The 12,540-nt window shown below is 58.8% G+C and carries 10 protein-coding genes; 8 read left to right on the top strand and 2 right to left on the bottom strand.

What is annotated here, in order from left to right:
- Positions 1-21: 21 nt before the first annotated feature.
- The gene (locus QWI16_RS01245) at positions 22-2,793 is read right to left on the bottom strand and encodes a TonB-dependent receptor (protein WP_302710896.1); all 2,772 of its coding nucleotides are present in this window, start codon (positions 2,791-2,793) and stop codon (positions 22-24) included.
- Between the two features lie 318 nt (positions 2,794-3,111).
- On the opposite strand from QWI16_RS01245, the gene QWI16_RS01240 reads away from it, so the two are divergent.
- From QWI16_RS01240 to fabB, 7 genes are all read left to right on the top strand, one after another.
- Complete coding sequence (locus QWI16_RS01240) at positions 3,112-4,026, top strand: GGDEF domain-containing protein (protein WP_302710895.1); 915 nt, start codon at positions 3,112-3,114, stop codon at positions 4,024-4,026.
- Between the two features lie 11 nt (positions 4,027-4,037).
- Entirely contained in the window at positions 4,038-5,039 is a 1,002-nt protein-coding gene (locus QWI16_RS01235) for an AraC family transcriptional regulator (RefSeq protein WP_302710894.1), read from the top strand.
- 60 nt (positions 5,040-5,099) lie between these two features.
- A complete protein-coding gene (locus tag QWI16_RS01230; RefSeq protein ID WP_302710893.1) occupies positions 5,100-6,080 on the top strand; it encodes a Gfo/Idh/MocA family protein in 981 nt (326 codons plus the stop codon).
- Positions 6,081-6,210: 130 nt separating this feature from the next.
- Positions 6,211-7,503 (top strand): NAD(P)/FAD-dependent oxidoreductase, encoded by a 1,293-nt coding sequence (locus QWI16_RS01225; protein ID WP_302710892.1) that lies wholly within the window; start codon positions 6,211-6,213, stop codon positions 7,501-7,503.
- 76 nt (positions 7,504-7,579) lie between these two features.
- Entirely contained in the window at positions 7,580-8,542 is a 963-nt protein-coding gene (locus QWI16_RS01220; RefSeq protein ID WP_302710891.1) for a polyprenyl synthetase family protein, read from the top strand.
- A 93-nt stretch (positions 8,543-8,635) separates the two neighbouring features.
- Complete coding sequence (fabA, locus tag QWI16_RS01215) at positions 8,636-9,160, top strand: 3-hydroxyacyl-[acyl-carrier-protein] dehydratase FabA (RefSeq protein WP_302710890.1); 525 nt, start codon at positions 8,636-8,638, stop codon at positions 9,158-9,160.
- Positions 9,161-9,319: 159 nt separating this feature from the next.
- The gene (fabB, locus tag QWI16_RS01210) at positions 9,320-10,534 is read left to right on the top strand and encodes a beta-ketoacyl-ACP synthase I (protein WP_302710889.1); all 1,215 of its coding nucleotides are present in this window, start codon (positions 9,320-9,322) and stop codon (positions 10,532-10,534) included.
- Between the two features lie 51 nt (positions 10,535-10,585).
- Here fabB and QWI16_RS01205 read toward each other — a convergent pair whose 3' ends face one another.
- A complete protein-coding gene (locus QWI16_RS01205; protein WP_302710888.1) occupies positions 10,586-11,449 on the bottom strand; it encodes an SDR family oxidoreductase in 864 nt (287 codons plus the stop codon).
- Between the two features lie 161 nt (positions 11,450-11,610).
- On the opposite strand from QWI16_RS01205, the gene QWI16_RS01200 reads away from it, so the two are divergent.
- The gene (locus QWI16_RS01200) at positions 11,611-12,519 is read left to right on the top strand and encodes an alpha/beta hydrolase (protein WP_302710887.1); all 909 of its coding nucleotides are present in this window, start codon (positions 11,611-11,613) and stop codon (positions 12,517-12,519) included.
- Positions 12,520-12,540: the final 21 nt, after the last annotated feature.

The following is a 12,540-nucleotide window of genomic DNA, read 5'->3' as shown; positions in this document are numbered from 1 at the left end:
GGCACCGCCTCTGGCGTATTATTAGAAGTTGGTTACCGTCAGGCCCAGTTTGAACGTCAAGCCGTAGGTTTCATACTGTGCATTGTAGGCACGGCCGTTGACGTAAGCGTAATAGGGCTCGTCTGTAAGGTTGAGGGCTTCCAGATACACTTGTACGCCGTCGGTCAGATAGTAACGCGCCGAGAGATCCAGCTGTGTTTGCTCATCCACATACACATCCGCGTCGGCATCGGTCACATCCTGCACTTCCAGCAGATACTCCGATTTGTAGTTAGCCGCCAGGCGAACACTGAAACTGGAAGATTCATAACCAAGGCTCAGGTTGCCAGTGGTGTCCGACTGGCTCGGCAGCTTGCTGTCGCGGCTCAGCCAGTTACTCTCATCGGCGTCGTAGTAACTAAGGTTTGCTTCAGAGTCAGAAAAAGTGGCATTGGCGGAGACAAGAAAGCCACTGAACGGCGCCGGCAAAAAGTCCAACTGCTTGGAGAACGCCAGCTCTACGCCCGAGACCTCGGCGGCATCGCCATTGGCAAAGGTGATGGCTTCATCGTAGTCGCCGTACTGATCGGTGCCAGCCAAGTCCGTTTGGTAGATAAAGTTGTCGATGTCCTTGTAGAAGGCATACACCGAAACGACTCCTGCCACACCCATATAGTGTTCAAAGCCCACATCAAAATTTTCCGACTCCATCGGATCGAGCAAGGGGTTGCCGAACTCGGCCTCTTCATCGTCAATCACGAAATTGGGGGCCAACTGCTCAAAGTTGGGTCGCACCAGCGAGTTGGTCCAGGAACCACGCAGCTGAGTGTTTTCGCCAAGGGTGTAGCGCGCATGCACTGACGGGAACCAATTGTCGTACTGGTTATCCACGGCCAGAGGCGAGAACTCATCACCGTCAAAACGCGTGCCCATGGAGGAAAACTCCGTGTCTTCGTAGCGCACACCGGCAATCAAGCGCAGACTGTTGAGATCCACCCGCCCCATGACATAAGCGGCGGAGACAGTCTCTTCCACATCAAAGTCTTCAATGGTGGAGTCTTCATCGGAGTAGAAGTCTTCCTCATTCAAGCCAGCCAGGGCGCTCGCCACTGCCGCCGTATCAATACCCGGGCCGAACTGGCCAAGGGTGTAATCCGGAGCGTCCGCTGCATAGTGGCTCATCAGTAGTTGATCGTCGCTGAAGCCATTTTCATCAAAATCTTCGTAGACCCAAATTTCTACATCATTGTCTTTTTCGCGGTTGCGGTATTTACCACCAAACTTCAGCTGCGCTGAGTGCTGGGCGATAAAGAAGTCGCGAGTAAAATCCAGCTGGAAAGACCGCTCTTCATCATTGGTACCTGATCCGGCTTTTTCCACCTCGGCCATCTCGTAGCTGTCGACCGACAAAAACGCCGCCGGGGTGCTCAGATGGGGCTGACGAGTATCGGTAAATGAGACACTTTCAAACGCATCGCTGGCCTCAAACACAGCACCGCTAACATGGCGAGGTTCATCCTCGCTCGATTCGGACAACGCAGCACGGTAGTCAATGGTCCAGTTATTGAGACGGCTGCTGCCGCCGAACGCGGTGGAGAAGATCTCCTGAGTTTCCTCGCGGTCTTTCAACTCCCGGGCGACTTCGGCCACACCGGCCTCACCGGGCGCTACACCCTCTTCAAACTCAAAGATATTGGCAAGGCGTACTTCAGAGTCGGTATAGCGACTGTAAAGGTTGCGCCAGTACAATTGCGTGTTATCGCTCAGCTTGTAGTCAAAGTTCAAGGTCGCACCAGAGCGCTCCCGGGTAATGAGATAGTCACGCTGCTCTAACTCTTCGAGCAAAGTGCCCTCGTCATCAAAATCCCAGCCGCCGCCGGTCTCGACGTTGTCGGAGCCAAACTCACGGTCGTACCAACTGATGCCGCCGGCAATACCGAGATTGTTGGTCCCGCTACCGATACTGAACTGGTCGGAAGCCGTCAGGGCCAGCTTGGGGCTAGTGCTGTCGCTGAGCTCGTTGTAGCTGCCCTCGGCGATAAAGGAGTAGAACATACCGTCTCGGTCAAACGCCGACAGACTCTGGATATCAATGCTCCCGCCCAGTGAGTTGGCATCCATGTCGGCCGTCAGGGTTTTACTGACCACCAGGCTCTCCAGCAAATCAGAGGGAATGACATCCAGGGCTACCGCGCGGCGCCCGGAGTCCGGAGAGGGCAAGTTCACGCCGTTAACGGTGACGGCATTGTAGTCCGGCCCCAAGCCGCGAACGCGCACATAGCGGCCCTCACCCTGGTCGCGCTCAATGGACAAACCGGGCAGGCGCTGCAGCGCTTCGGATACATTGGTGTCAGGCAATTGGCCGATCGCATCGGCCGATACGGCGCTGACCACGTTATCGGCAGAGCGCTGCACATTCAGCGCCTTGTTAAGGCTACCGGCCTGGCCCATGACGATAACGTATTCAGCCTCGGGGGTTGCCGGCTTGATCTGAAAGTTGCTGATCAGGGTTTCGTTGTCACTGACCTCCACCTGGCGGGTCAGTGTCTGCACGCCCAGATAGCTCACACTCAGGGTGTAGCGGCCGGGTTCAATGCCGCGCAAGGTGTAGCGACCATCGCGCGCGGTGACGGTGCTGACATTCAGCTCCTCAATTCGTACCCGGCTGCCCTGCAAAGGCAGACCGCTCACTTGCGCGGTCAGCTGACCACTGATTTGTCCATCAGCCCATGCCTGACCCGCCGTAAGAGCGGCGATGACGCTGAGTAAAAGATTGCGCTTAAACGCAGGCGCACGGTGTTGAGTCGGCTTCACGTTGGTATCCCCCAAAAAGTCATAGTGCGTTCCGTGTCGTGCACGGCAAGTGGGGCAGACAGTAAAAAGTGAAAATGACAGATCCGTGACACTGGGCTCTTAGAGCCCAACAAGACCGCCGTTTAACGGCGCCAATGAGCCGATTGGCCCCCTTCATTGCCAGATAAAACAGGCCTGTCGCTGGCACCGATCGTTCACGAGCGCTGGCAGAAAAAAATAGCCTGAGCTGATTTGCCCCCGGCTGTGTCACAGAACTGTTACACAAGCCTGCTATCTACCCCGCTATCGACAAGACACGCTAAAGAGCGGGAAAGCCCCATGATTCGCCTGCATAAGTGGAAATTACTGGCCATCGCCCTGGCCACGAACCTCACCATCCTCCTCAGCCTGGCGGTAGGCGACATCAAGCCCTGGGCCAGTATCGATTGGTTGGACATCATCGGCGAGGGCGGGGTGAGCCTGTTGGCGGCGCTGTGGCTGGTTTTCACACTCAATAGCCGCCCAACAGGAAGCGTCACTAACCTGCTGTCGCTCGGGCTGGCACTGATCTTTGTCGGCACCTTTCAGGATTTAATGGATGAGGTCATTGCCATTGAAGATGGCCTGTTTTTGCGCGGCGGTATTGAATCAACGCTCATGCCCCTCGGGCTGGTGGTTCTCACCGTCGGCCTCTACCACTGGCACAAAGAGCAGCTGCTGTTTACTGAGCAGCGACGCAAACGCGAGCAGGACTTTCGCGAATACCGCATGCAAGACACGCTTACCGGCCTCGGGGATGCCCGCTTTCTCAAGCAGCAGCTGGAAGCGCTTCAGACTCAGTGCCAGCTCAACCATCAGCCGCTGACGCTGCTGCTGCTGGATCTCGATCACTTCGACCAGACCAACCGCCGCTTTGGCCACCGCGAAGGCGACCGCCTTCTTCGTGAACTGGGTGAGCTGATTCTGCTGAACCTGCGCCGCTGCGACCTGTTATGCCGCTACGCCGGCGACCGCTTTGCCGTGGTCTTGCCCAACACCGGTGAGTTGCTGGCCGGTCAACTTGCCGAACAATTAACACGGGCGGTCGAGCACTTTGCCTACAAGACCAACCAGGGTGAAACCGTCTACCACAGCGTCAGCACCGGCATGGCCACGGGGGCCGACAAAAGCGAGGACAGCGCTCAAGCCCTGATCGAGCGCGCCACCTTGCGACTGCTGGCGGCGAAAGACCTCAAAGCGCCCCGAGCCGCCTGAGGCCGATTGCCATGAACCTGTGGTACGACATCGACTCGCCGGTGATCGCCGCCCATGAATTTCCGGCAGTGCTGATCGACCTCGCCTGTAGCCGCGATATTGAGCCGGACAAGCTGCTGCGCGGCACCGGTATTTTTATGGACGACTTTCTCAGCGGCCAGCTCACCATTAAGCCTCAGCAGTGCCTGGCCCTGATCGGCAATACCCAAAAGTGGCTGCCTGCGGCCGACACCGCCTTTCTCGCCGGCCACAGACTCTACCCCGGCAATTTTGGCCCGGCCGGTACGGCGCTCACTCAGGCGCCCAACCTGATGGAGGCACTGCAAGCGCTGCAGGCTTATGGCTTTATTCTCACACCGCTGCTCACACCGCGCCTCTCACTGGACAGTGAGTTCGCCTACCTTTACTGGCACGAGAGCTGCGCCGAGAGCGCCCACAGCGCGTTTCTGCGCCATATGATGATGACCGCTGTCACCTCCCTGTGCCGAAGGCTGTGCGGATTATCCCTGCCCTGGGAGTATTTTTTGCCGGATGAGGCCCAGCACCCGGAACAATACGCGGTCAACTGGGGCAACCGAGTCAGAGCCGGCCGCCATTACACCGCCATGCGTCTGCCCAGGGCGCTGCTCAGTACAAACTGCCCCAGCGGCAGTGCCAGCATGGCGATGATCGCCAGAGCACAGTGCGAGCGCACTCTTGGCAGCCGGCCCGCGCTCGGATTTATTGCCTTTATCGACCAGTGCATTCGAAAGCGCCTGCCCGGTCACGTCTCGCTGGAGTTGGTGGCTGACGAACTGCAAATGAGCCCGGCGACCTTAAAGCGCAAGCTGAAAAAGCACGGCAGCCACTTCCAGCAGCGCTACGACACCGTGCGCAAAGAGCTGGCCATTGAGTGGCTGACGCGCAAGCAACTGGATGTGGAAGAAATCGCACTGCGGCTTCACTTCCACGACAGTCGCAACCTGCGCCGCGCCTTCAAGCGCTGGACTGGGGTGCTGCCCAGCGCACTGTGAACAAAGCGGTCAATAAAGCGTATAATGGCGCGCGACAATTCGTGTTCGCGAGAGGAGTCTATGTCAAAGATACGCTGGGGGGTGCTCAGCACAGCCAAAATCGCCCGCAACCATGTGATTCCCGCCATACAGTCCTCCTCCCTGGGTGAGGTCGTAGCCATCGCCTCGCGCCGCGAAGAGCAGGCGCACGCCGAGGCTGCCAAGCTCGGCATTGCCAAAGCTTACGGCAGCTATGAACAGCTGCTGGCCGATCCGGACATCGACGCCATATACAACCCGCTGCCCAACCACCTGCATGTGCCCTGGTCTATCAAGGCAATGGAGGCTGGAAAACATGTATTGGTGGAAAAGCCGGTAGGGCTCGACAGCGCCGATGCCGAAAAGCTGCTGCAGGCCGCACGCGAGCACGCTCACCTGAAAGTGATGGAAGCGTTTATGTACCGCTTTCACCCCCAGTGGCAAAAGGCCCGCGAACTGTGCGCCGATATTGGCCCGATTCGAACGATCCAGTGCGAGTTTGCCTACAACAACCGCGAGGCCGACAACATCCGCAACAGCGCCGCCATGGGCGGCGGCGCGCTGATGGATATTGGCTGCTACGGTATTTCTCTCGCACGCTTTTTATTGGATGCCGAACCGCTGCGGGTCGTCAGCCATATGAACCTCCTCGGCTACGAGGTAGACGCTATCAGCCAGGCTCTAATGGTGTTTGAGCAAGGCAGTGCCAGCTTTAACTGCTCCACCAAAACCGAGGGCGGCCAGTGGGTCGAGGCGGTCGGCGAAAATGGCAGCCTGCGAATCCATGTGCCCTTTAACCCTATTGGCGACACTGAAACGCGGCTTACGCTCAAACAAAACGGCGCAACCCAGGCCATCACCATTGGCCCGGCCAATCACTATCGCGCCATGGCGGACCACTTCTGCGATGCCATACTGCACAACAAACCCGTACCCACAACCCTGGAAGACGCACTGGCCAACATGCGCGTACTCGACGCCATTGTCGCCAGCGCCAAAGAGCAGTGCTGGAAAACACTCTGACGGTTTGAGGTGAGTTGGTGCGGATCAACCCCTCGCGCCACCTCGGACACCCTGCAAGCCGTCGAATACCGGGCCAAAAGCCCACAAGTCCATGCGAGGCAATCCCTCGCGCAACCGGAGAAGATCGCAAGTGAAAAAAATCGTAGTCGTTGGCGGCGGTGCGGGCGGCCTGGAGCTGGTCACCAAACTGGGTAACAAGCTCGGCCGCAAGGACAAGGCCCACATCACCTTAATCGATAAAAACACCACCCATGTCTGGAAACCCCTGCTGCACGAGATTGCCGTGGGCACCATGGACGAAGGGGTCGACGCGGTCAGTTATCGCGCGCACGCCTTTGACAACCATTTTCACTTTCGCATCGGCGCCATGACCGACATCGACCGGCAAAATAAGCAGGTCGTGCTGGCGCCCATGAAGGACGAAGATGGCCAGGAACTGCTACCGGAAACCCGCATTGACTACGACATTCTGGTGATCGCCATTGGTTCTGCTTCCAACGACTTTAATACACCCGGCGTCAAGGATCACTGCATCTTCCTCGATGCGCCGCAACAGGCGCACCGTTTTCGCAACAAGCTGCTCGGCCGCTTTTTGCGCATCCAGCGCCTGCCCGGCACCCGCGACTCGGTCAACATCGCGATCGTCGGCGGCGGCGCCACTGGCGTGGAATTATCGGCCGAGCTGCACCACGCGGTCGCCAAGTTTCACGCCTACGGCTTTGACGCCATCGACAACGAGCACTTGAATGTGACCTTGGTAGAGGCCGGGCCGCGTATTCTCCCTGCTCTGCCCGAGCGCATTTCCAATTCCGCCAGCCGTGAACTGGCCAAACTCGGTGTCAAGATCAAGCTCAATACCCGCATCGTGGCCGCTCACAGCGATGGCCTGGAAACCGGCGATGGCGAGAAAATTGAGGCCGACCTGATGGTCTGGGCCGCCGGCGTCAAGGTGCCGGATGCGTTGAAAAACATCGGCGGCATCACCACCAACCGCATCAACCAGATTCCGGTCAACGCCTACCTGCAAGTTAAAAACGAGACGTCGATTTTCGCCCTGGGCGACTGCGCCGAGTTTGTTCAGGCCGATGGCAATCGCGTGCCGCCACGTGCCCAATCAGCCCATCAAATGGCCGACATTTGTTATCACAACATCATCGCCCAACTCGACGGCGGCAAACAAAAAGTGTTTCGCTACAAGGATCACGGCTCGCTGGTGTCCTTGGCGAGCTACTCCACCGTCGGTAGCCTGATGGGCAATTTAAGCCGCGGCACTTTTTTTATCGAGGGGCGACTGGCGCGGCTGGTGTATATTTCCCTGTACCGGATGCATCAGATCGCCGTGCACGGCTACATCAAGACCGGTCTGCTCATGCTGTCGGGCAGCATTAACCGCTGGCTGAAACCCAAACTCAAGCTCCATTAAGGGTCACGGCCGCGTGGCTTGACAGCCCGCGGCCCCCTGCCTAGGATGCGCTCTGCCCAGATCACAGGAAGCCCAGATGCTGCCCTTTCACAATACCGTTGCTGACGACTTCACCGAGGTCAACGACCTGATCATCCGCCAGCTGCACTCGGACGTGGGCTTGGTGGAGAACATTGGCCACTATTTGATTGAAGCCGGTGGCAAGCGCCTGCGCCCGTTGCTGGTGCTGCTGAGCGCCCGCGCACTGGGCTACCAGGGCAAGCAGCATCTCGATCTGGCCGCCATTATTGAATTTATCCACTCCGCCACCCTGCTGCACGACGACGTGGTAGACACCTCTACCCTGCGCCGCGGTCGGCCCACCGCCAATGCCCAATGGGGCAATGCGCCGAGCGTGCTGGTGGGGGATTTTCTCTATTCGCGCTCCTTTCAGATGATGGTGGCCATCGGCGATATGGACGTCATGGCGATACTGTCGAACACCACCAACGTTATTGCCGAAGGCGAGGTCCAACAGCTGATCAACGCCAAGGACGCCAGCTTGAGTGAGGCCGGCTACCTGGATGTGATCCGGAAAAAAACCGCCGTACTCTTTGCCGCCGCCTGTGAGGTGGCCGCTGTACTGGCCGGTGGCGATGCCACTGTGCGCGCCGAGCTGCGCGAGTACGGACTGGAGGTGGGCATGGCCTTCCAGCTGGTGGACGATGCCCTGGATTACAAAGGCGACGCCGAGACCCTCGGCAAAAACGTCGGCGATGACCTCGCCGAAGGCAAACCCACCCTGCCGCTGATTTATGCCATGAGCCGCGCCGAGCCCCACGAGCGGGACCTGATACGCCACGCCATCGAGCAGGGTGATGCCAGCCAGCTGCAGGAGATTGTAGCCATTGTCGAGAAGACCGGCGCCATGGAGTACACCCTGAACGCCGCGCGCGAGGCGGTAAGCCGCGCGCTGGCAAAACTGACCCTGCTGCCCGACACCCCCTACCGCAGCGCCATGGCCGAAGTGGCCCAGTTCGCCCTGGCCCGCGACCACTGACCTGCGCCCCTACTGGACAAGAGCCCGGCAAACGGTAGAATGTGCCCCTTTGCGGTCTAGCCGCGATCATGACCAATACTCAGAGTTGAGACTATGACTTCATTCGTCCAAAAGAGCTCGTACAATCTGGAAGAGCTGCTTGAGTGCGGCCACGGCCGCCTGTTTGGGCCGGGTAATGCGCAATTGCCGGTACCCAACATGCTGATGCTGGACCGCATCGCCCATATCAGCGAAACCGGGGGCGAGTTCAACAAGGGCGAAATTGTCGCCGAGCTGGATATCAGCCCGGACCTGTGGTTTTTTGATTGCCACTTCCCCGGCGACCCGGTCATGCCCGGCTGCCTGGGACTGGATGCCATGTGGCAGCTGGTGGGCTTTTTCCTGGCCTGGAAAGGCAACCCAGGACGCGGGCGCGCACTCGGCTGCGGTGAGGTCAAATTCACCGGCCAGATTCTGCCCAAAGCCAAACAGATCAGCTACCACATCAACCTCAAGCGAGTGATTGAGCGCAAGCTGATTATGGGCATTGCCGACGGGCGCGTCTCGGTGGACGGAAAGGACATCTACTTTGCCAAGGATCTTCGGGTAGGCCTGTTTTCAAACACCGATTCCTTTTAATAATAACGGCAAAGCGGACCCGCTTTGCAGGGCACTAAGCTCACCAGCCAAGGTCGAAACACACCTGCAGGCAACAGGCGCTACACTTGAGTGTGGCATAATGGGCAGTAAACGCACTGCCGCCTGGGTGCAAGGCTGAGCAATACAAAGAGGTAGCCTATGAAACGCGTTGTAGTTACCGGTATGGGCATCGTATCCTGCCTCGGTAATGATAAAGCCACCGTCCTCGACGCACTGCGCGAGGGCCGCTCTGGCATCAAATATCAAACCGCCTATGAAGAGCTGGGCTTTCGCTCGCTGGTGGCAGGCTCTGTCGATATAGACCTAAAAGAGCACATCGATCGCAAAATCCTGCGCTTTATGGGCGATGCGGCGGCCTTTGCCTACATCTCCATGGACCAGGCTATTCGCGATTCGGGACTGAGCGAGGAACAAGTCTCCAACGAGCGCACCGGTATCATCATGGGCTCCGGCGGCGCCTCTTCCCAGAATCTGGTAGAAGCGGCCGATATTCTGCGCGAGCGCGGCCTCAAGCGCATTGGACCCTACCGCGTTACCCAGACCATGGGCAGCACCACCTCGGCTTGTCTGGCCACCCCGTTTAAGATCAAGGGCGTGAACTACTCGATTTCATCGGCCTGCGCCACCAGCGCGCATTGCATTGGCAATGCCATGGAGCTGATCCAGCTGGGCAAACAAGACGTGGTATTTGCCGGTGGCGGCGAAGAGGAGCACTGGTCGCTCACCTGTCTGTTTGACGCCATGGGGGCACTGTCCACCAAGTACAACGATGCGCCGGAAACCGCTTCGCGCGCCTACGACGCCACCCGCGATGGCTTTGTCATCGCCGGCGGCGGCGGTTGCCTGGTTCTGGAAGAGCTGGAACACGCCAAAGCCCGCGGAGCCAAGATTTACGGCGAACTGGTGGGCTACGGTGCCACCTCGGACGGCTACGATATGGTGGCCCCCTCCGGCGAAGGCGCCGAGCGCTGCATGCGCCAGGCCATGGCGAGCGTGGACGGTGAGATTGACTACATCAACTCGCACGGCACCAGCACACCCGTGGGTGATCTGGCCGAGCTCAAGGCTATTCGCAGCACCTTTGATAAGATTCCGGCCATCAGCTCCACTAAATCGCTCACCGGCCACTCGCTGGGTGCTACCGGTGTCCAGGAGGCCATTTACTCATTGCTGATGATGGAACACGACTTTATCTGCGCCTCGGCCAACATCAACGAGCTGGATGCAGAGGCGGCCGACGTGCCGATTGTGCGCGAGCGCCAGGACGGCGTGAAACTCGAACGCATCCTCTCCAACAGCTTCGGTTTTGGTGGCACCAACGCCTGTTTGGTGTTCCAGCGCTACCGTCAGTAATACCTGCGGCCAGGGATGGCCCCGCTCACCCCAGGGCTGTACTACTCCTGATTATTCCTGATTGGTGTGCATCCACTGCTTGATCATTGGCAGCAAATAGGTCCGCCAAGTGCGCGCCTGAACACCAAAATCATTGCGAATTCGCTGCGCACTCAGCACAGCACTGACAGGCACCTCTGAGGCCGTCTCGTCCACCACCTGCCACTGCGGAGTGGCGACGGGGTAGTCCTGCTGGCGCAGAATCTCGGCAAGCTGCTCGGCAAACTCCACTTCGCTGCAGGCATCGCCCGAGCAGTAGTGATAGACACCCCAGCAATCCGAGCCGCAACTGATCTGTTTAACCAGCGCCACAGTAACCCGCGCCAGATCGGACAGTGCAGTGGGCGCGCCGCGCAGGCGACTGTTCAGATGCCAGGGCTGCCCGTCCTGCAAAGCGCTGAGCAGCCGGGTCAGCAAGTTGTCGCCGTAGCTGCCAATCACCCAGCTGGTGCGCAATACCAGCGAGCACTCCTGCGCGCCGAGCACCGCCTGTTCGGCAGCCAGAAAAGCGCGGCCGAGATCGCTATTGGGCTCGGGTTCGTCCCGCTCGCTGTGCTTGCTTTTGTTGTCATCACCAAACACCCGATAGCTCGATAACTGAATCACCGGCACCTGGCGCTCGGCACAGGCACGGGCCAAGTGCTTCGCGGCCAGCGGGATCAGCGTCTGATAGGCCGACGCAGCACTGTCACCCCAGCCGAGGTTATTGATGACCAGGTCGGGACGCTTCTCGGCCACATACGCGCTAACGGCGCCAGCATCAGCCCAGTCTAACGACTTGCCATCGGGCTGCAGCAGGTTGAATGGCTCTCGCTCCAGCTCGTGCTCGAGCGCTACGCCGAGCGAGTGTTGTGAATCGGCTAACAACAGTTTCAAAATTGCATCTCTTTGGTTTTTCCCCATTATCGCAGCAGACGATTGATCCGGCTAGGGAGCAAGCACCTATACACTGGCATTGGCGCAAACCCTGCATAACCCAGGCGAGCGAACATCGCTGTCCTCGCCAGCCCAACACTGAGATTACGGAAAAACAACTTATGAGAGTAAAAAATATCATCCGCCGTGGACTACTGCCCGCCTCACTTGCCGCTGCGGTGAGCCTGCTAAGCGCCTGCTCAGGTACCTCCATGCTCAATACGCTCAACCGAAGTGATCATTACCGTACCCACGCCAATCTCGCCTACGGCGAGCACGCTCGGCAAACCCTGGACATCTATCAGCCCGAAGAGAATCAAAGCGCGCAGGCATGCCTGGTGGTGTTTGTTTACGGCGGTAGCTGGGAAGAGGGCCGCAAAGAGCAGTACGGATTTGTCGGTGCAGCGCTGGCAAAGCTTGGCCACACAGTGGTGATACCCGACTACCGCCTCTACCCCGAGGTGCGCTACCCGGCGTTTGTCGAGGACATCGCCCAAGCCGTGGCGAGCGAGCCTGTACAGTCGCGTGTTCAAAGCCGCCCGCTGGTGCTGATGGGCCATTCGGCCGGCGCCATGATGGCCGGCCTTGTCAGCTACAACCCCGATTACCTTAAAGCGGTGGGCCTGGACAAAAGTGCCATCGACGCCTACGTCAGCCTCGCCGGCCCACACGACTACTTTTTACCGACGGACAAACCACGCTGGACCAAGATTTTCGGTGAGGACGAAGAGCGCCAAGTCACTGCCTTGACGGTAGAGCACATCGCGGCGGACAACCCGCCCACGCTCATCTTGCACGGCGCCGATGACACCACAGTCACGCCCCGCTCCGCTGTGTCTCTGGAGCAAAAACTCAAAGACGCGGGCGTTGCCGTCACCCGGCACACCTACGAGGGCGTCGATCACGTTAGCCTGATTGCCGCCACGGCCTGGCCGCTGCGCTGGCGTGCGCCCACACTTGAGGATGTCGACGGGTTTTTGCGCTCACAGTGCAACACGGCGATGGGAAACAACACACAAGAGGCTCTGTAAGTTTTGCAAAATCCAAACGCC

The sequence above is a fragment of the Gilvimarinus algae genome (assembly GCF_030518215.1).
GTDB classification, from domain to species: domain Bacteria; phylum Pseudomonadota; class Gammaproteobacteria; order Pseudomonadales; family Cellvibrionaceae; genus Gilvimarinus; species Gilvimarinus algae.
This window is presented reverse-complemented; position numbering and strand designations above follow the sequence as displayed.

What these genes read in the sequence shown, in the direction of transcription:
- QWI16_RS01220 (WP_302710891.1), top strand. Translation starts at nt 7,580, where the DNA reads ATGCTGCCCTTTCACAATACCGTTGCTGACGACTTCACCGAGGTCAAC.
- QWI16_RS01240 (WP_302710895.1), top strand. Translation starts at nt 3,112, where the DNA reads ATGATTCGCCTGCATAAGTGGAAATTACTGGCCATCGCCCTGGCCACG.
- fabB (WP_302710889.1), top strand. Translation starts at nt 9,320, where the DNA reads ATGAAACGCGTTGTAGTTACCGGTATGGGCATCGTATCCTGCCTCGGT.
- QWI16_RS01235 (WP_302710894.1), top strand. Translation starts at nt 4,038, where the DNA reads ATGAACCTGTGGTACGACATCGACTCGCCGGTGATCGCCGCCCATGAA.
- fabA (WP_302710890.1), top strand. Translation starts at nt 8,636, where the DNA reads ATGACTTCATTCGTCCAAAAGAGCTCGTACAATCTGGAAGAGCTGCTT.
- QWI16_RS01200 (WP_302710887.1), top strand. Translation starts at nt 11,611, where the DNA reads ATGAGAGTAAAAAATATCATCCGCCGTGGACTACTGCCCGCCTCACTT.
- QWI16_RS01230 (WP_302710893.1), top strand. Translation starts at nt 5,100, where the DNA reads ATGTCAAAGATACGCTGGGGGGTGCTCAGCACAGCCAAAATCGCCCGC.